28 protein-coding genes and 2 pseudogenes are annotated in these 23927 nt (G+C 36.3%); 4 read left to right on the top strand and 26 right to left on the bottom strand.

Annotated features, from left to right (window positions below):
• The first annotated feature begins 31 nt into the window (after positions 1-31).
• Entirely contained in the window at positions 32-1222 is a 1191-nt protein-coding gene (locus LI162_RS12300) for a site-specific integrase (RefSeq protein WP_227156751.1), read from the top strand.
• Positions 1223-1542: 320 nt separating this feature from the next.
• On the opposite strand, the gene LI162_RS12295 is transcribed toward LI162_RS12300, so the two are convergent.
• The 10 genes and pseudogenes from LI162_RS12295 to LI162_RS12250 all read right to left on the bottom strand — a co-directional run bounded on the left by LI162_RS12295 (position 1543) and on the right by LI162_RS12250 (position 8199).
• Positions 1543-1902, bottom strand: coding sequence for a hypothetical protein (locus LI162_RS12295; RefSeq protein WP_227156750.1), 360 nt, complete (start codon positions 1900-1902; stop codon positions 1543-1545).
• Between the two features lie 48 nt (positions 1903-1950).
• Entirely contained in the window at positions 1951-2352 is a 402-nt protein-coding gene (locus LI162_RS12290; RefSeq protein ID WP_227156749.1) for an AlbA family DNA-binding domain-containing protein, read from the bottom strand.
• Positions 2353-2370: 18 nt separating this feature from the next.
• Positions 2371-3111, bottom strand: a complete 741-nt coding sequence (locus LI162_RS12285) for a hypothetical protein (RefSeq protein WP_227156748.1) — start codon at positions 3109-3111, stop codon at positions 2371-2373.
• A gap of 165 nt (positions 3112-3276) precedes the next feature.
• Complete coding sequence (locus LI162_RS12280; RefSeq protein ID WP_227156747.1) at positions 3277-3597, bottom strand: hypothetical protein; 321 nt, start codon at positions 3595-3597, stop codon at positions 3277-3279.
• Between the two features lie 13 nt (positions 3598-3610).
• Positions 3611-4939, bottom strand: a complete 1329-nt coding sequence (locus tag LI162_RS12275; protein WP_227156757.1) for a plasmid recombination protein — start codon at positions 4937-4939, stop codon at positions 3611-3613.
• Positions 4940-5110: 171 nt separating this feature from the next.
• The gene (locus LI162_RS12270) at positions 5111-5347 is read right to left on the bottom strand and encodes a hypothetical protein (protein WP_227156746.1); all 237 of its coding nucleotides are present in this window, start codon (positions 5345-5347) and stop codon (positions 5111-5113) included.
• 122 nt (positions 5348-5469) lie between these two features.
• Entirely contained in the window at positions 5470-6444 is a 975-nt protein-coding gene (locus LI162_RS12265) for an AAA family ATPase (RefSeq protein ID WP_227156745.1), read from the bottom strand.
• 101 nt (positions 6445-6545) lie between these two features.
• Positions 6546-6927, bottom strand: a pseudogene (locus LI162_RS12260) (plasmid mobilization protein).
• A complete protein-coding gene (locus LI162_RS12255; RefSeq protein WP_227156744.1) occupies positions 6911-7987 on the bottom strand; it encodes a site-specific integrase in 1077 nt (358 codons plus the stop codon). Before LI162_RS12255 ends, LI162_RS12260 begins: the two are co-directional and overlap by 17 nt.
• A gap of 17 nt (positions 7988-8004) precedes the next feature.
• Positions 8005-8199 carry a helix-turn-helix domain-containing protein gene (locus LI162_RS12250; RefSeq protein ID WP_227156743.1) on the bottom strand — a complete coding sequence of 65 codons (195 nt, stop codon included), beginning with the start codon at positions 8197-8199 and terminating at the stop codon, positions 8005-8007.
• A 178-nt stretch (positions 8200-8377) separates the two neighbouring features.
• Between LI162_RS12250 and LI162_RS12245 the strand changes: the two genes are divergently transcribed.
• Complete coding sequence (locus LI162_RS12245) at positions 8378-8920, top strand: helix-turn-helix domain-containing protein (RefSeq protein WP_227156742.1); 543 nt, start codon at positions 8378-8380, stop codon at positions 8918-8920.
• A gap of 50 nt (positions 8921-8970) precedes the next feature.
• On the top strand, positions 8971-9924 hold the full coding sequence (locus tag LI162_RS12240) for an EcsC family protein (RefSeq protein ID WP_227156741.1): 954 nt from the start codon (positions 8971-8973) through the stop codon (positions 9922-9924).
• 263 nt (positions 9925-10187) lie between these two features.
• On the opposite strand, the gene LI162_RS12235 is transcribed toward LI162_RS12240, so the two are convergent.
• From LI162_RS12235 to LI162_RS12160, 16 genes and pseudogenes are all read right to left on the bottom strand, one after another.
• On the bottom strand, positions 10188-10949 hold the full coding sequence (locus tag LI162_RS12235; protein ID WP_155205086.1) for a DUF4160 domain-containing protein: 762 nt from the start codon (positions 10947-10949) through the stop codon (positions 10188-10190).
• Positions 10950-10971: 22 nt separating this feature from the next.
• Positions 10972-12096 carry an AAA family ATPase gene (locus LI162_RS12230; protein WP_155205084.1) on the bottom strand — a complete coding sequence of 375 codons (1125 nt, stop codon included), beginning with the start codon at positions 12094-12096 and terminating at the stop codon, positions 10972-10974.
• Positions 12089-13228 carry a DUF262 domain-containing protein gene (locus LI162_RS12225; protein WP_155205082.1) on the bottom strand — a complete coding sequence of 380 codons (1140 nt, stop codon included), beginning with the start codon at positions 13226-13228 and terminating at the stop codon, positions 12089-12091. The genes LI162_RS12230 and LI162_RS12225 overlap by 8 nt, the downstream gene beginning before the upstream one ends.
• Before the next feature lie 319 nt (positions 13229-13547).
• A complete protein-coding gene (locus tag LI162_RS12220; protein ID WP_227156740.1) occupies positions 13548-14642 on the bottom strand; it encodes a hypothetical protein in 1095 nt (364 codons plus the stop codon).
• Positions 14643-14659: 17 nt separating this feature from the next.
• Positions 14660-15082 (bottom strand): hypothetical protein, encoded by a 423-nt coding sequence (locus tag LI162_RS12215; RefSeq protein WP_155205078.1) that lies wholly within the window; start codon positions 15080-15082, stop codon positions 14660-14662.
• Between the two features lie 3 nt (positions 15083-15085).
• Positions 15086-15487: a zinc ribbon domain-containing protein gene (locus LI162_RS12210; protein WP_227156739.1), complete on the bottom strand. Its 402-nt coding sequence runs from the start codon at positions 15485-15487 to the stop codon at positions 15086-15088.
• Between the two features lie 128 nt (positions 15488-15615).
• Positions 15616-16251, bottom strand: a complete 636-nt coding sequence (locus tag LI162_RS12205; protein ID WP_227156738.1) for an SPFH domain-containing protein — start codon at positions 16249-16251, stop codon at positions 15616-15618.
• 224 nt (positions 16252-16475) lie between these two features.
• Entirely contained in the window at positions 16476-17081 is a 606-nt protein-coding gene (locus LI162_RS12200; protein WP_227156737.1) for a recombinase family protein, read from the bottom strand.
• A gap of 59 nt (positions 17082-17140) precedes the next feature.
• Positions 17141-17518 (bottom strand): annotated as a pseudogene (locus tag LI162_RS12195) (TnpV protein).
• Positions 17519-17528: 10 nt separating this feature from the next.
• Positions 17529-19064, bottom strand: coding sequence for a coiled-coil domain-containing protein (locus tag LI162_RS12190; RefSeq protein WP_442919962.1), 1536 nt, complete (start codon positions 19062-19064; stop codon positions 17529-17531).
• 321 nt (positions 19065-19385) lie between these two features.
• On the bottom strand, positions 19386-19613 hold the full coding sequence (locus LI162_RS12185) for a DUF5348 domain-containing protein (protein ID WP_155205076.1): 228 nt from the start codon (positions 19611-19613) through the stop codon (positions 19386-19388).
• A gap of 174 nt (positions 19614-19787) precedes the next feature.
• Positions 19788-20030 carry a complexin-2 gene (locus tag LI162_RS12180; protein WP_155205074.1) on the bottom strand — a complete coding sequence of 81 codons (243 nt, stop codon included), beginning with the start codon at positions 20028-20030 and terminating at the stop codon, positions 19788-19790.
• A gap of 91 nt (positions 20031-20121) precedes the next feature.
• Entirely contained in the window at positions 20122-21276 is a 1155-nt protein-coding gene (locus LI162_RS12175; protein WP_155205072.1) for an AAA family ATPase, read from the bottom strand.
• On the bottom strand, positions 21273-21596 hold the full coding sequence (locus LI162_RS12170; RefSeq protein ID WP_155205070.1) for a plasmid mobilization protein: 324 nt from the start codon (positions 21594-21596) through the stop codon (positions 21273-21275). Before LI162_RS12170 ends, LI162_RS12175 begins: the two co-directional genes overlap by 4 nt.
• Entirely contained in the window at positions 21574-22674 is a 1101-nt protein-coding gene (locus LI162_RS12165) for a site-specific integrase (protein ID WP_227156733.1), read from the bottom strand. The genes LI162_RS12170 and LI162_RS12165 overlap by 23 nt, the downstream gene beginning before the upstream one ends.
• 21 nt (positions 22675-22695) lie before the next feature.
• Positions 22696-22878: a helix-turn-helix domain-containing protein gene (locus tag LI162_RS12160; RefSeq protein ID WP_055155747.1), complete on the bottom strand. Its 183-nt coding sequence runs from the start codon at positions 22876-22878 to the stop codon at positions 22696-22698.
• Between the two features lie 153 nt (positions 22879-23031).
• On the opposite strand from LI162_RS12160, the gene LI162_RS12155 reads away from it, so the two are divergent.
• Positions 23032-23556, top strand: coding sequence for a helix-turn-helix domain-containing protein (locus tag LI162_RS12155; protein ID WP_055158012.1), 525 nt, complete (start codon positions 23032-23034; stop codon positions 23554-23556).
• Positions 23557-23927: the final 371 nt, after the last annotated feature.

The raw sequence follows: 23927 nt of genomic DNA, 5'->3' as shown, positions 1-23927 counted from the left end.
ACTTCTTGCATATCATGTAAGGAGTGAAATCATGGCAAAAGACCCTATTAAGAAAGCAGATAACGGAACTTATTATTTCAGAGCTAATTTAGGCTACAATCCCATTACCGGAAAACAGATACAGAAATACCGAAGTGGATTCAGAACGAAAAAAGAAGCAAAGGAAGAATATTCAAAACTGGTCTTAGCTTCTACCGAAGAATTAACAACAAAAAAAGATGGCGTTTCTTTTCAGCAATTTATAGAAGAAACCTACCTGCCATGGTATAAAACACAGGTAAAAGAAAGCACTTATCTTAATCGTGCTACTATCATCAAGAAACACTTTTCCTATTTCTACAAAATGGAAACAGACGAAATCGAACCTATCCATGTTCAAAACTGGCAGTTGAAACTTGCAAAAGATTTTAGCCCTAATTACATTCGTATCGTACAGGGAATACTTTCTATCGCATTTGACAGAGCTATTGTTCTTGGAATTGCGAAGAAAAATCCTTCTCGTATGATAGGCAATATCAAAAGCAAGAAAACCAAAGTTGATTTCTGGACATTAGAAGAATTTCAAAAGGTTATTTCCTTACTCTGTAAGAAAGACTATTATGAACATTATCTGTTTATATCGTTCTGGTTATTATTTATGACTGGTATGCGAATTGGCGAAGCGTCAGCATTACATTGGTCAGACATAGATTTTGAAACAGGCTTGCTTAGCATTACCAAAACATTATATTACCGAACAATGACGGACTATAAATTCGTTGAGCCGAAAACACAGGCAAGTATCCGTACTATTTATATTGATTCAGATACACTCAATGAGCTAAAGGCTTGGCAAAGTGTTCAGCAACAGGTTCTTCCCGATTGTCCACTTGTACTAAGTTATAACGGAACTCCAACCAGTAAAACAACGCTTCCCAGAGCTTTGGAAAAGTTGTCAAATTTAGCAGGTGTTCATCGTATTAAAATTCATGCCTTGCGACATTCACACGCTTCATTGCTTATCAGCATGGGCGAAAATCCTTTACTTATCAAGGAACGTTTAGGACATGAAAAAATACAGACAACACTCGGCACTTATGGTCATCTGTATCCAAATACGAATCTTGAAGTTGCTAAAAAGCTGACTGGAATATTACAAGTACAATCTGCTACTGAAAGCATTGCTAATTATACCAGCAATCAACATACAGCAATCTATCACAGAACAGTTGAAGAAAAATAATGCAATGAAAATGCAATCCTATAAAGGAAAAGCTGTAAAACCCTTGTAAACAAAGGCTTTACAGCTCAGCTTCAACTATTCAAACTCCTCGGCGGATAACATAAACTGGCTGTATCTCTCTAAATTTTAGTGATTTTATTATCCGTATTCTTTAAAAAATGCTCTCTTATTTGTGCCAGTCCAAATTTTTAGAGCCAAAATAGAGCCAGACAAAATTTCTATTTTGCTTTGTTCACTCTACTCACATGGTGCAAGCACCATGTAAATATATCCATCAAAGAACTATATAATATTTTATTCTGACAATAAGTGTTAATCCGTTAGTATAAATCTAATACTCTTTCAATCTTTTTCTTTTTTTCAACAATCATCCTTGAAACGAATTGCTCATAACTCTCGTCAGGATAGAATGGATTCGGTTCTACTATTTTTTCCCCTTTCATAACCATTTGAGTAATTGATTGTAAAAAAGAACTTATTCCTGTTGAAATACCATTTTGATAGTATATATGGTTCTTTTCAATCTTTTCATAAAGAATTTTTAACTGTTTTAGATGTTCTTCCAACTGAAGTGGTTCACCGCTCAATGGATGTAAATACTTCATTCGTCTGTTAAGCATTACCTGTATTTCTTCTTCGTTTGCGATCTCGCAAGATGTTCCTCTACGAACATAAATCATATTTTGTTTAAGTGAACCACTTTCCCTTCTTGATAAAAAAGGAATATATTATGGTACATCTTCTACAACTAACATTTGAAATTTTTTATCATTTAACGCTTCATATTCGGATGTATTATATGAAAAGTCATAAATTTCATATTTCAAATTTGACGAAATGAAATTCTTTATGCCATTAGATACAACTGCCTTGTCTTTGATTTCTGGCAACCCATCAATGCGTATGCTTTTATCCTCATTTTCTGACACGCCAAATACAATGAAACCACCTTGTGAATTTGCCAATGCCAATATTTCTTTTGCTAAAGCGGCATTTTCAATCCATTGGCTTTTAAAATCAATAGCATTATGTTCTCCCGTCTGGGCATGTAAAAATTCTCTAAATTTATCAAGTGTAGGTTCTTGTAATAATTTATATACCTGATCTTTTAACTGTTTTGGGAATTCCATAGACATTCTCCTGATTTCTTATTTTCCAATGCTGCCAAAATTTTTTGTAGCATTTTCAAAACTGTATTTTAATTTTTCAATACTCCATTCATACGAAAAAAAAGATTCATACTGTTCTTTTAACGAAATCCACCACGATTCATCTCCCTGCCACTTTGTATTTGCTATCACTATTTTGAGTTCTTTAGTTACATCTTGTAAAAAACCTTCAACAAGCTCCCCACCTGCACCATGATAAAATGCTCCCCAATTTGTTAAATGTGTTTCATACCAATATTCCGAATTATTCTCTGGAAGTTCATATTTGTTAATATATTTACGAAGTTTCTCTTCTTGAGCACATCTCCTTAACAATACAGGCAGAATATAATGTGCAGATTTATTCCTTATAACTCTTGATACGGCATCCCACCATTCCTTATCACAACCATCCATTAAAGATGTATCCTTTGCTTCCTGAATAGCATCCGATAACGAACCATATTTATTTAACTGTGTTGCTGAATCAGTTCTTTGCATTCCTGAATCTGTATCATTTAAAATAGCTGCTCTTAACACATGTTCCATCAACAAACATAAATCTGTTAATGCACTATCATAATTACCTACCATAAATGATAATACAGCTTCTTTATATAAACAATTAATAGATGGATCAATCCATGGAAGAGGCTCTGGTATTTTTTTCGCATTATTTGTTATACTATAAAGCAAATTTCCTCCATAACCTACTTCTTTCGTAATATGCCATACTTTCATTCAATTTTACTCCTTTATCTTTTTATAATCTTAATTTTTATCTTTCGTTCTACTATTTGCTTATCATCATTTAAACCAATCTTGATTTCATTTTTCTTTTTTGATTATAACACACCACCATACACTTCTCTACATAAATAATGGACATAGCCCCCTCTATGCCCATTATTTATATCGTTGGAACGACCGTTCTATGTTCTCTTTCTTTCCACGCAAATCATTCTGCTTCTCATACAGACTATTTCGTTCTTTACAGAGTACTTTCATACGTTCCAGTTGCTCCCTCACCCCCTCCCGGCACTCTGGCTCTATCCGCTTATATTCTCCAGTCAGTCTGCGTATCTCATTGTTATTTGATTTTATCTGCTCTGATACACATATCCAATCTATTAAATTCTGAACTTCCATATCTGTATCATATAAATCTGTTTCTGTAAGAATTTTCGCACACAGACGGACCATAACTTTTTTCTCCATATCTGTCATTGCACCAGTCCTCCTATCTGCCCATTTCAAATACTCTTTTCGGGTGTTGATTTGCCTTTTCTGCTTGCTCTAAAGCCTTAGATTGCTCTATAATTGACTGCACCTGTTCTTTTCCCAGACAACGCTCTAATCGTCCCAAATCTGCTGTTTTTTCCTGTAATTTATCAATCACATTCTCTTGATCCATGATTCGGTTTGTTAGACGGCTAATTTTTTCTTCTTGTCGTTCAGATTTAGCAGCCAACTTCTTTCCCTGTTCGGTAAGCTGAACACATTTAATTGTCAGTGCCTTGATTACTTCTTTCAGTTTCTCTACCAGCGGCAAAGCCTTTTTATCTCTATATGCCTTCGCACTCATCAGTGTCCTCGGCTCTGCCAACTGCCATTTCTCTTCCTCATCATAAGCATAAATATTCCTTTCCAGTGTTGCCTTAGATTGAGCCATCTTCTCAATCTCTGTTTCTAATTTTTTCTGTCGCTTTTCCAGCTTCTCATTATCAAATAACAGTTTTTCTTTATCCTCCGCCAACGTTGCAGTCTGCTCTTTCAATAAATTGCTTGCTTCTGAAAGTTCGGATACCTCCTGCCGGATCTGTTCCGTTTCCTGTCCCACCACAGCCTGCTGATCAAGAATATGATTCAGTTCTCCCTTACTGTCAGAAATTACCTGCTCCAATTCAGCAACTTCCTTTGCCCGTTCCTGCTTCTCAAAATCAAGTACTGATAAGTGTTTATTATGAGTTCCCAACTGCTTCCATTCGATTCCATACCGCCCCATAATCTGGGCAATTTCCTGTTTTTCTGATTCTATCCACTGATTCCATTCCGTTGCTCCCCTTGTACCGCCCTTAAAGCCCTGTTCTCCCAATGCTCCCTTTAAGGAAACTCTGGTATCAAGACCACGCTTGCTGTTACAAACAACTGGGACAAAATCTACATGAACGTGTGGCGTTTCCTCATCCATGTGCAGATGAGCAGAAAATACATGAAGATATGGATTTCGCTTCTGAAAATCTTTCATAAATTCAATCAGGATTTCCTTTGCAAGTTCTCCTTCTTCACTTTTGGCATTCATATCATCCTTGTTTCCAATTTGAAAAACTGCTTCATAGAATAGCTTTTCCTGCTTGCCCTGCCGGATTTTTTCGTAGTAATTATCAATCTTCCTGTCATTTCGTTTCTGCTTCGCATTATACCGTTCCAAAGCTTCATCAAATAATTCGTGATAAACTTCTTCGATCTCTGCATGGCAAAATTCCACATTATAAATACTTCGTTCCACATCCACATTTTTCGCACTGAAGGCTCTTGTATTATGATTTATAGAACCTTTCCCCATCATACCGCTAATTGTCCTCTCCAATCTTTATCCTTTCTCCCTGTTTAGGGCTAATCAGTGCCGGATATGGCACATAGCTTTGTTACTTTCGTCGAAAGTAACGCAAAAGCACTTTTGACAGCCGTTCCGTCCATCAAAAGCTGCCATTGCGTCCTGCCGGAGGCTTTTTTCGTCCTACGGACGGGCGGCTTCCAGCCTCTTTGCTTCTGCCGCCATAGATTTTCGGATAGCCGATAGCACATTTTCTATCGTATATTCATCCCATCCGGCAAGCCATATCAATATCCTTTCTTCATCAGCAGTCAATCCTACCTCTCCGAAGATTTCATTGAGGTCAGCGATTCTCCGGGCTTCACTTTCATAAAAATATTTATTCACATTCTGGGTTCCCCACTCTGGTTGTTTTATCATAACCATCCTCCTCTACTGAATTTACAAGACCGCAACAACGCAATGTCTATACTTTTTGCAACCTTGCAGATAGCAAGTCCGCAAATTCCATATACTCTGCATTGTTGCGTTGTTACTTTATTCTAATTTGATTTATTCAACTCCCAATACCAGCTATTGTTTATCCGCTTCGCTCTGATATTTAATTCCTTTTTGGCATTTTCTAATGTCCGTCTGGATATTCCCTGTTCCTCCGCAAAACTAAAAATCTCGTTACTTTGCATGATATTGTTTGTTTCTGCCAGTTCCCTAAGCAGACGCTTTGCCTGCTCCAGTTTATTTGCTTTTGGAGCAATGCCTCCTAACACTTCATCTGCGGTAATCTCATAATCCCCGAGCCAGTGAAAACCGTCCTCCGATAACTCAAAGGCTTTCGGGTGTCCAAACGCCGCCAGATTGTTTTTTATCTGAACTACCGCCCTTATATTCGCTTCTCCCTCCACTCTGCCGACCAGCAGAACGCTCCTTGCCACCGCAAAGAAATCAATGGAACCCATGCCCCGGTATGCCGCCTTATTTCCAGCCGCTTTGTTCATGTGCCCTACAAGTACAATGGCACATTGATATTTCTCCGCCAGAGCCGCCAGCTTCTTTGTCATATCCCTTGCTTCATTTGCCCGGTTCATATCCATACCACCGCCGAGATACGCCTGTATCGGGTCTAAAATCAGCAGTTTCGCCTTTGTCCTTATGACCGCTTCTTCCAGACGTTCATCTATCATGGAAAGCGATTTTATGCTCTCGTCAATAACAGAAATATTTTCACAATTTGCTCCTGCCGCTTCCAGACGGGGCTTAACCGTATCTGCAAGCCCATCCTCCGCACTCTGGTAAATCACATTCAGCAGCTCCGTCAGCTTCATTTCGCTGTCCAGCCCCTCGCCTTTTGACAGCTTCGCCGCTATGTTCAGCACAAGCGTTGTCTTACCGTCCCCCGGATCACCTTGTGCAATCGTCAGCTTTCCATAAGGGATAAACGGAAACCACAGCCACGCCACCTCCTGCGACTGTATTTCCGACATTTTAATCATCTGTAATTCTGTTCTTGTTTCTTCCATAATGTCCTCCATTTTTTGAAATTCTCATTGTCCGCGGAATCAACCTCTGCTATACTTAACTTGCGAATATTGATAACAGAGGTTTTCCAGTTATAACAGCCCTAACAGTTGCCGCTGTCAGGGCTTTTTTCATTTCCGTCCTGCCATAAATATTTTGCACCGTTCAACATCCAAAGAATTGCTTTAAGCATATCCAGACAGTCATTTCTCATATCCTGCAAGCCCTCTGAGGATAATGTGACCTCTTTCTGTTCAAACTGTTCTGTTACTTCTCTGATATTTGTCTGCATGATTTTTAATTCTTCTACCAACTGATAAATCAGTTCTTTCCTGCCAACCACGCACACCCTGTTATAAATACAGGAGCGTACAAAATAATCCTTTTTTGACATTCCGCTTACTAAAAATCTTCGCCTCAATTTCTTCCCTTTCTCTGGGAGAAATACGAAAGCTGATTGTTGGGTATTTATGAACTCCGCTCATTCTCTCCCTCCTTGTTGTTTTCTATTTCCAGCTTATCTGCAAGTTCCCCCTGCTTGTTTGGATATAAATGAGAGTAAGTGTTTAATGTTGTTTCGATTTTCTCATGTCCCAGCCTTTCTGCAATTGCAAGGGGTGTAAATCCCAATTCCACAAGCAGAGAAGCATGTGAATGACGTAAATCATGCAGGCGTATCCTTTTTACACCAGAAGCCTTAATACCTCTGATAATTTCATGTTCCATATATGACTTTGTAAAATGGAACATTCTTTCATCTGCCATAATTCCATATAAATGTGAAATATACTCCCGTAATTCTTCTGCCAGAAAAGGTGGAATCGTCACAATTCGTTTACTTTTAGGTGTCTTAGGCAGTGTAATAATGTCCCTCCCATCCAGCCTCTGATATGATTTATTGATCGAAATTGTCCGCTTTTCTAAATCAATATCTTTATAAGTCAATGCCAGTAATTCTCCTATTCTCATGCCTGTCCAGTAGAGAAGCAAAAATGCCATTTTCGTTTCCGGCTTATCTTCAACGGTTGCAAGGAACTGCTTAAATTCCTGCTTCGTCCAAAACTCTCTTTCTCCGGCATGGCTCTTCCTAATACTCCCGGCTTTCCTGCAAGGATTGTCCTTTAAGTCATAATACCGAACTGCATAATTGAAGATTGCAGCCAGTTGATTATTAACCGTTTTCAGATAAGTTTCTGAATATCCTTTTTTCATCAATGCATTTTGCCATGCCCGGACATCCGAAGTTTTGATTTCACTCATATTCTTTTTCTTAAAATAAGGAATGATTTTCAAATCAATGATAAATTTCTTTGTCCGCATAGTATTTTCACGCAAGCGGTGCTCCATATCTTCATAATAAATTTGAACAAAATTCTCAAAATTGATGTTCAAATCTTTCTGCTGTTGTTGCAAAAAATCCCTTTCCCACTGCTCAGCTTTTGATTTTGTTTTGAAACCTCTTTTGTTTTTCTTGCGGCTCACACCTTGCCAGTCCTTATAATAAAATTGACAACGCCACATTTTCCCATCTCTTGTTGCTGCCATAAACTCTATCCCCTTTCTTACGCAGTTACGGTCAAGCCGTAAAACTTTTCTTCAAAATATTTTGTTGGAACTTTGCCGCAGATCGTTCGATAGCCCTTCGCTTTTAATTCTTCATTCAACCCTCGGATAATCTTGTAAGCATATCCAGTTGATACTCCCAGCATTTCTGCCGCTTCTTCTGCTGTCACATACATCTTCTTTGATTTTTCCATACATTGTCCTCCTTTGTTTTTCGTAGGTACTTTTGTCCCTCTAATGTATTTTTATTATACAGGTACTTTTGTCCCTTGTCAACATATTATTCGAGATTTATTTGCTTATTTACTTATAATATGTTAGAATACAAATGTCCCTATTATTTTATATTTTCAATTGTAAAGGAGTTATCCTATGACTGTAGGTGAAAAAATAAAGACATTCCGAACTATTCGGGGAATTTCACAAAATATGTTAGGAGAAATGGCTGGCATAGACGGCACAACCATCCGTAAATATGAATTAGGAAGCCGGAATCCAAAACCCGATCAGCTTTTGAAAATTGCCAATGCTTTAGGTGTAAGCATTAACGTTTTTACGGACTTTGATATAGAAACAGCCTCTGATGTCCTTACCTTACTTTTCAAAATGGACGAACAAATAGATATGGAAATTGACGGAGAAAAGGATACAGACGGGAATCTGCTTCCTGATACAATCTGTATTCGCTTCAAACACCCGGAAATCAACAATCGGCTTGCCAAATTCGCTAAAGCAAAAAAATTACAGGAAAATCTGATTGCTTCCAAAGATGCTTTTCCAAGTGAAGAGGCTTTTCAGCATGAGTTAGAGCAGATGAACGAAACGTGCGAACAAATCAAACAGCATTTAGTTGATACAAACAGAGTTGTAAAAAAAGGAACTTCTGGAATATCTGTCAAAATATATTCCGAATAAGACACTTTTCGCTAAAATTACATGTGCTGTCCTGGAAAAGGGAATGAGAGATGAAAAAGAACACAGATAATAATTCAACAGACACAAAAAGCTTTAAAGAGAACTTAAATCAAGCAGTCAAAAATGCTGGAACAGCAGTTTCTTCTACAACAGAAAAAGCTAAAACTGCCCTTACAAAATCTAAAGATTCTATTCTGAAAACCATTGACACGAATGGAAATGGAGAAATCGACATTGAGGATTTTATCATTATCGGTTTGCAAACTCCCGGAATCAAAGTTAATCGAGCAGATTTTTTGCAGCGAGAACTATTGAAAAATTATCCTCCAGAAGTAATTGAATCCGCTATTACACATAATCCAGCTTACGCTCAGATACCAACTTGTGAAATTGACAAAATCGCAGATGAAGTAATAAAATTTGAGCGAAACTGCGTTTCTGGAATTTCCGCTGCACTGGGAGCACCTGGCGGTGTTGCAATGGTTGCCACTATCCCCGCTGATTTAGTTCAATACTATGGCTATATGCTTCGTGCTGCTCAGAAACTTATGTACTTATACGGTTTTCCAGAAATCGACACAACCGAAAAAGAGCACAAATTTGATTCCGAAACTATGAATTTGCTAATTATCTGCCTCGGAGTCATGTATGGTGTTCAGGGAACAAATACAGCCCTTAAAGCAATGGCAACCGCCTTAGGAAAAGGCGTGGAAAAGAAATTGATGAATGCCGCTCTTACAAAGGGAACAATCTACCCAATTGTAAAAAGTGTTTCAAAATGGTTTGGCGTTAATATGACAAAACAGGTATTTGCAGGCTTCTTCAAAAAAGCGATTCCCGTTGTTGGAGGCGTAATTGGCGGTGGTATTACATATCTATCATTTAAGCCTTGTTGTGATAAGTTAAAAGACTCTTTACGTGATACACTGTTAAGTAACCCTGAGTACCACTCTACGAAAGAAGAAGCTATTATCATTGACGCTATTGAGATTCAAGAAGTGTAATTCAATATTTCTAAAAAAATTAGAGCCATTTTAGAGCCAAAGGACATAAAACAACCCCGGAAATGCCCATTTTATCAGCATTTCCGGGGTTCTGTCCGTTACTCAAACTCGGCAAATTCGAAGATGTTACTAAATTTATTTGTTTAGTTTCTATTCCTTTTCTGCCCTTATTTTATCTCAATTACACATATTATTCTGGCTTACTGATTTTCTGTTGCCAATGTGTTGCCACGGACATATTATAATAAAACTTGCTCTTAAAATCAACTATTATGTAAATTGTTCCAAGTTTCCTGCAACTCACACTTATTTTCTTCATACCACTCTTTTATTTCATTAATCATATGCAATGTCCATTTTTTCTTGCCTTCCCTATACAATTCGCCATTATTCAACTTAAATACTGCCGCAAACTCATTTTTACTTACATGGAAATGCGGTGGATGATAATCAAATTCTTTCGCTCTTACTTCGATTAAATATTTTTGACATGTTCTCCATGTTTTAATCTCCGGTTCACAATTCCACCACTCCGGAGTATATATATTCTCTATACAATACTCATACTCCGAATTTTCAAAATTAACATTAACAGGAAGTTGCGTACATTCATACGCAGGATGTAGAAAAGATATTACCCTTCCTTCATTTTCTATGGCATTGGTAAAACAATTTCTTGTATCAAATTTCTCTCTATACTCCGTGTCGAATTTATATTCTTTTATTTCTATATTTGATACTCCTTCATTACTATAAAAAGGAGGTTCATAAGTTAATTTTATTAATTGTATTTTTAACCTTGCCAGCTCTCCAGATCTTTCATTCTTCTTTTGTGGTATTTTAGTTAATGAAACTCCTTTACATATCTCTGATTGCCAAAGTGTATCTTTTTTCCAAATAATATTTTCTTTTCTTTCGTTCACTTTCTTCAAAACTGGAAACGTATAAGACCTAAGTGACTCAAAAAAATCTTCCACACTTTCAAATTGACCCCTTAGTGAATATTCATTTAAATAATAATCCATTTTCTTTTGTAGGCTCCATTTCCTATAATCCTAACATTCTATCTAAATCAATTTCAAATTGATCAAATAAATCATTTATATCCATGTCATCATTAGTTCCTATAATTTTCCCATATTCTTTAAAAATAATAGGATTACATTGTGTTTCATATTGTTCGTTCATCGCTAAAAAATTAACGGTAATATCTTCTTGTTTCATCTTTCCTGTCGCTATCCCCACACGTAATCCATTAAAGATATGATCACTATGAGTTTCCACAAATAACTGACGTCTTGATTTACTAACAAAATATAAAAATTCACATAATCTCGATTGTGCCTTAGGATGTAAATGAATTTCAGGATTTTCTATAATAACAATCGAGCCTTCTTCTGCACCTAAACATGAAATTATCACACTTATCAAGTAACTAATTCCAGAACCAACATTTACGGGTCTACAGTACAATGCCTCTGAAGCCATATTAGCTGGATTATTGTTATATTTTACCTGCAAATAATTTGTTTTTTTTAAATCTTTAATAGATAAAGTAGTACCCACGATATAATTCAACCAGTAATTTACTTGATCCAATAAACTATTAGTACAATCTACATCTTGTACAACGAGGTCCTCACTCACTGCTTTACTTTCATTTTGTAATAAATACGCCAAAGCATATTCTCCATCTATTCCAAAATCACTTTCATTTAACATGTTTTTGGCATAAATATCATTTGCCCCCATACGATGACATGATAAATAATGAAAACCATACTCTTCCATTATTAAAGTAGATTGCTCTATATCTTCATGTTCTTCATCCATCATAACATCAGCAACAGTTAGTTCCTCCAATGAGGTATGAATATTATATGTCTCATTTTCCTTATCTTCATCAAATTCTATCCATGCTGGTTTTCTTTTTCCTTTTTCTAATATTTCTATTCTAATAGGGGAATTTGACATATAATAATTTCTAACTTCACGAAAATCACCTATAGAAATATACTTCCCATTAAGTCCTCTTTGTGCCAATAATAACAAAGCATGCAGAAGTGTTGATTTACCTGATGAATTTGTTCCTACTAATAAATTTAGATTTGAACATTCAACATTCAAATCTTTAATAGATTTTAATGCCAACACACGAATTTTATTAATCATTTTTTATCTCCTCAAATACCTTTTCCATTAATTGAAATCTTCCATATACTTTTACAACATTGTCTCTACTATTTCCAATATAATCTAAAAATTCATCGCTATTTATTGTTCTTTTTAACGCTTCATATACCACTTTCTGTGGTACTACGACATTATTCTTCTGCATTAATGCCATAAAATATAAAGTAGTTTCAAAAATATTCATATTAATTGGTTTTGATTCATTTACTTCTTTCCGAAATGCACCTTTCCCCAAAATATCATTTGCCCTTTCTAAGCATTTTATTGTAAATTTCCCAATCTGTTCTAATTCTTCAAACAATGTTTGATTCAATTTTGTCAAAGTAACTTCAATCAAATCATCTAAATCACCTGTGTATTCATATTGTTTCCCATCTTTATCTAATAAACCGTTAAACAACAAATAAAATGCTAAAAATCTTGTTACCAAATAGGAACCTTTCATTCTACTATCTTTTTTATGTTCAATACGTGTAGCTTTCACAAATTCTTCTGATTTAGTCACAGCAGTTATCATTTTTAGTCCCCTGCCATGATACAATGCATTTCTAATCTCTTGTTTGTTTAATTTTGTTCCACCTCGATTAACCCTATCAAATATATCAAATAATATTTTATCTGGTGTTGGTGGCAGAATGACATGCGAATACACTTGGTAATCCTCTAATTGAGATTGATATATTCCTAATTCATCTGTTAAATCTTTAAACTTCTTTCCATTTAAAAATTTTAATATTTTCAAAGATTTCAATGTAAAACCATTATTCAAAAATTCAAACAATGTTGACAGTCGCTGCTTCCCATCAACTACTACATACGTAGAATTATTTTGTTGTTTGAAATAGAATATAGGTAATGGTAATCCCATTAAAATACTTTCAATTAATTCACATTTTTGTTTGGGTCCCCAAACTGTATTCCTCTGAAAATCGACTTCTAATACTAATTGTTGTTTCTTATATTTTCTATAGAGCTCGTATATAGAAAAATCTTTTTTAGTAACCCTTACAGATGCAAAAAGAGGTTTTTCTTCGCTTCCAGAATATTCTAAATTATTTAATTCTTCTTCATTTTCCAATGAAATTTCATTTTCTAACAATATCTCATCCATTTTAGCCTCCTACTTTATTGGCAAACAATATCTATATCCATTTTATCATACATTTTTTGTATTGTCATTTCACATAATTGTAACATGTATACCTTTTAATAATTATATGTCTTATACACATATAAAGCAATTTTTTTACAAATATCCTTTCTTTCATCAAAAAAACACCGGATTTCTCCGATGTTCTTGTCTGAATTACTTTTATTTTCTATTTTATCAATATCATATTTATCTGCTAATTATCACTCGAGAATCTTTAGTGGCAGCCTTCACCAACCTTTACCACTAAAGATTCTCTTTCAACAATTCTTACTATTGGCTATCTATCCTTTGTAAGTTCCTCATCTATTTCTTTAATTTTGCTTTCAAGTGGGGTTATTTGAATTACAATAGGTTGTGCTACTTTTTCTTTCTGTTCTTTTATTTTTATAATTTCTTTTTCATAATTATCAATTTGCATCTGTAAGGCTTTTTTCTCTTTTCCCTTAAATAATCCCAAAGAATCTTTTTCCTTTTTTAAATCAATAACTTTATTTTCTAAAGAAGAAATTTGAACACTTTCAGCAAGATTTTCAATTCGATTATTAAGATTACTAATCTGTTCTTGTAAATATTTTTTTTGAGATTCTAATCTTTCCTTTTCTTCTGGGTGTTCTCGCCAATATTTTTCTATTATCACTTTTCGTAAATTTTCTAGTTTCTCCTGTTCACTTTTCATCATATTTTTCAAGGTATCTGAATTGTAATTTCCAGTCTTGATTGCAACACCATATAACAAAATCAAAGATTCATGGAGATATGGATGATCATCAACTTTAGCTATATTTAATATTGATTCCTGAAACTGTGCAATAAGAGTTGCAAAAAGATTATATGTCTCCTGTTTATTGGTTTTTGTAACAACACCATACCCATTTTTCCACTCAGTAAATACAAAATTACTACAAAGCATCAAACTTAAATCCTTTGACATTGCCTGTATAGCCTGCTTATTTTCCTCCACTCGCCCCAATTGATAGTGTTCATCAATTACAGAAATACAATTTCTCAATACATTAAATACTGCTTGTCGTTTATAAATATCTCCATCTACTAAAGATGCCTTAGCTTTCCCATATGAGCTATAAAAAATAGCTTCAATACAATCCGGATCATTTTGCTCTACCATATTATAATATTTTTCTGTTTCTTCCCAATCCTCTTTTTCCCTTGCTCTACGAGCATTTTTTAAATATTTCTGAACAAAAGTAGAATTGTCCACCTTAACTGTACCTTGTATATCAACTGTTCCTTCTACCATCATCTTTCTAGCTTCTTCAACTGAATATTTACAGCCACATGTTTGGCAAACAAAAACTCCATCTTGCTTCATCAAATCTGTACTGCCACACATTTCGCATATTAATTGTTTCATTTTCAAATTCCCCCTCATTATAATTCTGTGTGATGTTCTTTTTGTCTGTTGTTAACTTTTCGGATATAATCATTTCCAACAAAACTGCTTAATGCAACACCCCAAGCAACCACAAACACAACAAAATTAATGATTATTGCCACTTTATAAGGAATAGTCCTCGACCCCAATGCAAAAATTATGCACACTGGGATTTGCAGCGTTATGTATACATATGAAACAGTAATAGCCGGAATATGTAAAAAATGCTCCTCTACTCTATCTGATTTTTTCCATACAAATAGCAGAAAAAACAGTGATGATACAAAGGCAATCCATACAAATACCGTCGTTATCCAAAACGTAATCGTCATACCTTTCTCTAAGCAAAACAGCAAAATATTTGCTAATACTAATCCTAGTATCCATACTGCAATTCCAATACCTTTGTTCTTACGCATAGACTATCCCTCCCGCTTCATACCGCATTTAGGGCAAAATTTTCCTGGACGTTCATATATATATCCACACTTAGAACAACTTGGTTTGGTTATTACTTGCATTCCGCATTCTTCACAAAAATCCATATCTGGTGTAAGTTTTGCCCCACAGTTATCACAAAACATCGTCTGCATCACGTGTTGCTCAGTCATCCCATCGATAGCAGTATTAAAAGTTTTATTCACTGCACTTCCTACAGTTCCTCCTATACCGGCCATCATCCCCAAACCAATTCCTGCACTACTAAAATTGCCTGCACCTTCATTCTGAGCAATTTTTTCTGCAACATCAAATCCGCGCTCTTGCTGATACGTATATCCCTCAATTGTTCGTTTTTGTGCAATCCCTTGTGATTCAATAACCATTTTACGAGATTCTGTTTCCTGCTCAATAACACCGACTTGTTGTTGTATTTTTGCCTCTGCAATATCTGCATATTGACGGAAGTGTAATTCTTTAAATTTCTCATATTGCTGACTTCCATCAGGTTTTACTATTGTTGTAATAAAAAACGTTCTAAAGATATTCCATAATCTTCAAAATCAGGAACTAATTTTTCCCTTAACATATTTGAAAATTCAATCAAATGTTCATCAATTTCAAAGATACTTATTGCTGCTTTCTTCATAGTTTGAGCAATATATGTTTTTACCTTCGTCATTAAAAATGCTCGGATATATGAAACTAATTTTTCTCGAGATAAATCCCGCTCTGTTCCAACCAATTTTACAAGCATTTTCTTAGAATCTGCCACTCTAAGACTCATTTCACCATTAGCCCCAATAGCAAGTGGAAATCCATATGTCGGTTCCATATATTGTACCTTACTATCGGTTCCCCAACGAATTGCCATTTGTTCGACTTTATTGATAAAATATACTTCACAATGAAAGGGCGAAACACCACCTGTCGGTATGTTTTTAATCTTTTGTAAAATAGGTATATTAGCAGTTTCCAATGTATAACGTCCAGATCCGAATAAATCAAGTGCCTGTCCATTAAGGAAAAAAACTGCTTCTTGCGACTCATGAACTATTAATTGAGATGATGTTGCAAAATCTTCCTTCGGATGTTTCCATACAAATGTACTATTATCCCCCTCATACTTAATAATACTAGTTATTTCCATTAATCTCGCCCCTTTTATCTATATTCTTCATTTTAAAAAGTGTACTTTTTTGAATGAATTTGTTCCGATGGTTTATATCTGATTATTATTAGTATTTGGAATAAATTTCTATTTTAAAGGTTGAATAAACATTCATTTTTGATATAATAGATTTGTGTATATATAAAATATCAAAGCATACTAATTTACAAAAAAGTACACCTTTTTGTAATCTCTCTTCTTTCTTACTTTTCAGCATTCTCGTAATATTTCGCTTTATATAAAAACGTAGAAATCGGCATATTGCAAGCATTTACAGCAACTACACCTGATATTTTTCCATCTTTCCATTTCTTATATATCTTGTGGAAATCTTTTGGTAATGGCTTCGGTGGACGCCCAAAACGGACACCTTTGGCTTTGGCAACAGCAATTCCTTCTGCTTGACGCTGTTTTATGTTACTTCTTTCATTTTCAGCTACAAAAGATAACACCTGTAAAACAATATCACTCAGAAATGTCCCCATAAGATCTTTGCCTCTTCTGGTATCTAATAACGACATATCCAAAACAACAATATCAACTTTCTTTTCTTTTGTAAGGATTCTCCATTGTTCTAAAATCTCTTCGTAGTTTCTTCCCAACCTATCAATACTTTTTATATAAAGCAAATCATCTGCTCTCAATTTTTTTACCAGTTTTTGATATACTGGTCTGTTAAAATCCTTTCCTGATATTTTTTCCACATAAATATTTTTCTCTAAAATTTCTAATTGCTTCATCGCCTCCAATTGTCGATCTTCATTCTGATCTTTTGTGCTTACTCGAACATATCCATATTTGTTTATCATTTCGTACCTCACTTTCTTTTGACGCATTCAATAAAATATCATAGAATGCTCAATCGAATCTATCTATACAAAATAGTCTTATATATAATCTCCTCCGCACAAACCCGGATATTATTCATTTTGCGAACCCCTGCCATCTGATTCTGCATCTTCAGTTCTTCCGTCACGCCTTGCCTTTCTTTCATCCGCTCCACCAATCTGTCCATCATCTGATTACACTCCTCATCAATCTGATGCAGATGCTCATTTAACTTCCCAGCAAGTATCAGTTACAGATATAATCCCTTCCGATGCTCTTTCAAGTATGATTTTCTCAACATTCCATACTTTCCAATCGGATACTCTGTCTCTTCCAGGAGGTACAGGTCTGGATAATACAGACCGTCCTCTCCTAAAGTATAACTGATTCCATTTTCTCCCATAATATGTTTCTCCATGATTGTCCTCCTACCTTGCTCCCCGATCTTTGTTCTGACTACGGGTATGCTGTTTATTTTTCTGTTCACTCTGTATTTCTTGTTTCTTTTCTGCCAGCTTCGCCCTAATACCATGCGCTACTGGCTCTTTTCCTGTTTCTTTCTTCCATTTTTCTATTGCAGTTCGATACTGGCTATACTCAGTTTGAGAAGCCTTAAAATCTTTTAAAAATTCCTGTACACTTCTATATCCGATTTTCTGCACAATCCTCGGAAGGTAATCTTTCATATCTCTGATCTGGCTTTTCAGTTCATCAATTTCTTTCTGCAATTCTTTTTTCTTTCTTCCTTTAAACCATCCCGTGACCTCTGACAGTTCTTTCTTCTTTGCAGAAAGCTGTTTTTGTTTCTGTTGAATTGCACCGTTTTGATCTTCTAGTTCTTTATTCACTTTAAATAGTTTCGGATACTTTGATGCAAGCCTTATCATTTTAGGTTGTTCCGGTTCTGACTTTTCTTCTTTTGTTGCTTTGACTGCTGCCATACTATTTTCAGCAATATGCTCTTGGTGTTCGGCTTTCGTTCGCCCTGCCTGTGCCACACTTGTCTGCTCCAACACTTCCCTGGGTTTCTTAAACAGCACACTTGCTATCAAAAACTCCAATGCCTCGACCGCCACTGTTACAACTCTGGAAAATAATCGTGGTCTGTTTCCACGCCGGGCAATTGATTTCCTGATTGGCTCCGTGATTTCTTTCCGCTTCACTTCCATTATCTTCGGTTCCGGCACTCCACTAATCAATGCCATATCAACAGCTCTGTTCCATTCCCGGCGTTTTTGGTTATCCTCTTCTATTTCCTGTGCTTTCGGATTATTTTTTCCAATTTTCTTTGTTGCAAGATACACACTGCCACGCTCAAATACCTGCAACTTCTGGCTCTCGTCCTGCACATAAATATTGATTAAGTCTGTATAAGAATGCTTTACTTCATCCAGAAATGAATTACTCTTAAATCGTTCATCTTTCGCAGTAAACAGCTTCTTCTCATAGACTTCTCCTTTCTTCACAATACTGCAGCCTTCTCGGATCTCGCCATCTTCTCCTAATATCTCTTTCTTGGTTCGGACATGTTTTCCATTTTCATCATAAAACATATTTCTGCTGGCAATCTTAATGATTGGTTCATCTAATAGCTTCCGTTCTGCAAATATCAGATGAATATGATAATTAGTCTTTCTTTTATTGTGATGCAAAGCAGCAATACACTCTGTTCCATAATTCTGCTTAAAATGATTTGTAAAAAGCTGTAACAATCTGTCCGGCTGATACTCTGTAAAACTCTCTGGTAAAGCAATGATCAGTTCTCGTGCTTCAATACATTTTCCTTCTGCTCCACTTTTTACAAATTCTTCCTGATTACACTTTGCAAGTTCTCTCCAAAATTTCCGTTCTGTAGTTTCATAAACCGCATAAAGATTTTCCTGTTTTGCATAACTGGATATATAAGTGATCCGACCTTTTACGTTGCTTAATTTCGTCAATTGAATAAATGAATTTCTTGCGATAGGCACTCCCTCCTTGTCTCCGGCAAAGTAAATTCTACCATATTATTTGTGAGTGGATGCATTGGCATCCGTTTACGAACTTACTGCCGTTTCCGGCTATAATAGCCCCCTGCAAGGGCGAAATACACAGAGCATAAACAAAGTTTGTGCGATGGGTATATTTCGCTCTCAAACGCCGAGGGCTTTGTGAGATGCTTCATACCTCTGCTATAGTTTGGTTTTAGCTTTTTAATTTGGGCGTATCCGCCCTCTTTTTCTGCCCGTGTCCGGGCTTATTTTTTATCACTAACAACCAATCGACTATTTCTCTTTCTGTCTGCTTTATTCCGGTATCCTTGCCCGTACATACTCCAGATCTCCGCAATACGGTGTTCCAACCAAATACCATTCTCTCGCCAGATTCATTTCCATTCGTGTCTTTACCCACTGATCATCAACTAGAACTTCCAGACATTCTCCGCAATGAAATCCTGAATCAATCCATAAGTCTGATGACAATAATCCATATCTTTTGTTATAACTGTTGTAACCTAATCTTCCTTCTCTCATGGTGTCATTCTCCCTTCATTTATCATTTCCGCAGGGACGCCCTGAATCAGGGCCCCCTTTTGAAAAGTTTTTTCTTCGCCAATTAACTACCGGCTACACCTTACAGACCTTCTCTTTGTCTGCTATCTATAGGTGCGTGGCACGCTCCTGTCATAAGGTCATCAAGCAGAATCCTTACCAACGAAAGTCCTCATGCATTCCACACTTATCCAAGTACTCTTGTCTTGCCTCTTCCCGTTCTTCCTCGGTTGGTGCTGTTTTGAATATTGTATATAACTGACGTTTTACCATACTGTCTAATTTTTCCATCAATGCTTTTTCTATCTCCGGCAAATATTCCTCGTTCCCGGCAAGATGATACTGGAACAATGCCAGTAATAAATCTTTTGGTATCTGTACCTGTGATTTTCTTTCCATGTTTCTCCTTTCCGTGACGGTCGTGACGATAGTGACGATATTTTCACTACCGACACACTATATAAAATACCGTCACAACCGTCACATATCGTCACGCTTGTTTTCCGACAAAAGTTAATCTGATCTTTCTTCCATCATGTCCTCGTTCCGTTTTATACTGGATTCCATATTCCAGAATCAATCGCTCCAGGCTGACATTTAATTTTCGTGATAATGCGTTCGGCTGCATTTCCACCTGCAATACTTCCACAAGCTCTGTCGCTGTTCCTGCCCACTCTGGCGTAGTTTCTGTTACAAGCTCTTTGATTTTTTCCAACACTGGATCTTCTGGTTCTTTCCAAAGTTCTGTTTCTGTCTTGGTAAGTTCCCAGACACATCTCTCCCGGTTAAAGTTCAACCATAGTTTTTGATCCTGCTGGTCACGCCCTGCCACTTCCAGAACTGCTTTATTATCTGTACGCTTTTCTTTCTGCATCACAAATGCTCCATCCGCAGCTCCCAGCAATCCATTCGTGCCGGAAATCATATCAAAACTATCTGAAGATTCCATTTTCCTTGTATGATGCACAACCAGAAAACAGATGCCATATTTATCACTGAATGCTTTCAGCTTCGTTACAATCTCGTAATCGCTGGCATAACTGAATTTATCTCCACCGACCTCTCGAACCTTCTGAAGAGTATCAATGATAATCAATCTTGCATCTTTATGCTCTGTTACAAACGTTACAAGCTGTTTTTCCAGTCCGTCATTGAGCGATTTAGATTTTGTAGCGAAATAGAAATTCTCACTGCCCTCCATTCCAAACATCTGTAATAACCGCTTTTGCAACCTTGCATAATCATCTTCCAGTGCCAGATAGAGAACCGTTCCCTGTCTGACCGAAAAGTCCCACAATGGAAGTCCCTTACTGATGTGATATCCAATCTGTGCCATAAAGAATGATTTTCCAATTTTCGGCGAACCGACAAACAGGTAAGTTCCGTTATACAGAAGTCCATCTACAATTGGTAGTTTTGGTGGATATGCGGTATCGTATAATTCCATCATAGAAACTGTTTCCAGATCATCTGGATTCTTTTTATTTGCTGATTTTGCTGTATTTTCCGCATTATTTGTGGCTTGCAGATTGCCCTTACCGGGCAAATCTGCTATACTTTGGTTGGTTAATTTATTACTTGATGGCTGTTCCACATCTGCGCCAACAGATGCAATCGGAGCAGTCATTTTTTCTTTTACTGTCATTCATTTTCCCCTTTCAATCCATACAATGTCTCTGCAACCAATCTCAGGGTACTCAGCAACTCTTCGTTTTCCTCACCGCATTTTTCCAGACGTTTTAATTCTTCATAAATCTCTGCCATCTGATTTCTTAATGCTTTATACACTCTTGGATTTCCCTGTACCACAATTTCCCGATCAGTTAATCGTTTTGTGATATAGTCCTGCTTGCTAAGTCCTGACAATCGGACACATGCATCAATCTGCTCTGCTTCTTCCGGTGATACCCGAAATGCTACGATTTTGTTTCTCCATCTTCCTTTACTGTCCAGATTTTTCTCCATTTGATTTTTCCATCCTTTCAATATCCAGTTGTTCTGCCATCTGTGTCTGCTCACTTGGAAACAGATGTGCATATCGATAAGTGATATCAATGCTCTCATGTCCCATTCGGTCTGCAATTGCCAATACCGTAAATCCCATATTGATTAACAACGACACGTGGGAATGTCTCAAATCATGCACGCGGATTCGCTTCACCCCAGACACTTTCGATCCTCTGTTCATTTCATGATGCAGATAAGATTTGGAAATTGTGAAAATCCGTTCGTCCTCTTTCGGCTCATACAGCATTTTCAGATAATCCTGCATCTCATCACATATAAATTGTGGCATCTTGATAAATCTGTTACTTTTAAATGTCTTTGGTGGGGTAATCACATCTTCCCGGTTTAATCTTTGATATGATTTGTTAATTCGTAGTGTATGCGTTGTAAAGTCAAAATCCGCTGGTGTCAGGGCAAGCAACTCTCCTTCACGGATACCACACCAGTAAAGCATTTCAAAAGCGTAGTAAGAAACTGGTTTATCCATCATCACATCTGCAAATTTCAAATACTCTTCTTTCGTCCAGAACAACATTTCCTTATATTCCTCTATTGCTATATTTCCAGCTTTCTGTGCCGGATTAGAAGGCAAATGATAAAAATCAACTGCATGATTGAAAATGGCACTTAACTGGCTGTGGATTTTCCGCAGATATGAAGCAGAATACCCTTTTCCATTCGCTCTCTTAAATGCAAGCAAATGATTCTGCCATGCAATCACATCTTTTGGTTCAATTTCTGCAATCTTTCTCTCCCCAAAGTATGGAAGAATTTTTGTTCTGGCAATATTATTCTTAGTTCCCCATGTGTTATCCCGGATTCGTTCCTTTTTATCTTCTACATAGATTTCATAAAAACTTGCGAAAGTCATATCCAGTTTTGCATCATGCTTTAACATTTGTTCGTGTTTCCACATCTGCGCTTCTCGCTTCGTAGGAAATCCTCGTTTTGAAGTCTGTTTCGTTTCCCCTGTCCAGTCGGTATACCGATAAACCACTCGCCACTTCCCAGTGACATTATCTTTGTAAATACTCATACAAATTCTCCTCTCTTTCTCTTACACTTCGCTGTAACATACTTTTTTGCGGAAATAATTGGTGTTTACTCTGCCAGCTACCGTAAGATAACCCAGCTTCTGTAATTCTTCATTTAGCTGTTTGACAATCTTATAAGCATAAGACTTGGAAACACCCAGTTCCGCTGCAACTTCTTCTACTGTCATAAAAGTTCTGTTCGTCACATCGCATCCCCCTTTTCTATCTTAACGTATTTTGTTTAAGTTCTTCTTGCTATCCGAAATTGCTCATGCTATACTGAACCTAAACAGAATTGTTTTATTTTCTTCACAATTAATTATGGCAACACAAATGACACTATAAGGAGGCAAACAAAAATGGCAATCGGACAACGTATCAAATTTTTTCGCAACCGCAAAGGCATGACACAAAAGCAACTCGGAGAACAACTGGGATTCAAAGGAAAAACCTCAGATGTCCGCATGGCTCAGTATGAATCTGAAGCCAGAGTTCCTAAGATTGATCTTGTAAAACAAATGTCCCAGATCTTTGATGTCAATACTCATGCTTTAACAGTACCGGATATTGATACTCACATAGGTCTGATGCATACACTATTTGCACTGGAAGATATGTATGGTCTGAAGATAAAAAATGTAGATGGACAACCTCATCTCTGCCTTGACTCTTCCATATCTGCTCCCGGCTCATCTGTCGATGAAATGCTTCGTGCATGGATGAAACAGGCTGACAAACTGGAAAACGGTGAAATCAGCAAGAAAAAATATGATGAATGGAGATATAAGTACCCGGAACTGGATACTTACCAGAAACGTGCCAAGGTACCATCTCAGGAACTGAGTGATTACCTCGTAAAAGAATTGACTAAAAAAGAAAATTAAGAAAAAACCTTACCGATATTCAGTTTTTTACTTCTGAAAATCAGTAAGGTTTCTTTATATACGTTATGAAATAAAATTTTTATCTTTTGAATAATCGCAAAATGTTGCCATTTTGTTGCCAATCACTAAACAAATTTGTTTGCAACCAGTATAAATACTGGGCTCTTATGATTGTGTGGATTATTCAAACTCGACAATTACTAATCAATTTTGTTTAGAGATTATTGGTTGCCGTGTTCGCTTTTCTTTCAATTATTTGATTTATCCATATTATCCTGCCTATATGGGCTAATGTTATCAGTTTGTTATCGGTGTTGATAACACTCGCTCCGTAACTGTGGATAATAACAATATGTTCCGATTCAGATTAT

It is taken from the genome of Mediterraneibacter sp. 210702-DFI.3.120 (genome assembly GCF_020561005.1).
Classification (GTDB): domain Bacteria; phylum Bacillota; class Clostridia; order Lachnospirales; family Lachnospiraceae; genus Mediterraneibacter; species Mediterraneibacter faecis.
The sequence above is the reverse complement of the archived record's forward strand: the minus strand, read 5'-3'. Positions and strand labels throughout refer to the sequence as shown.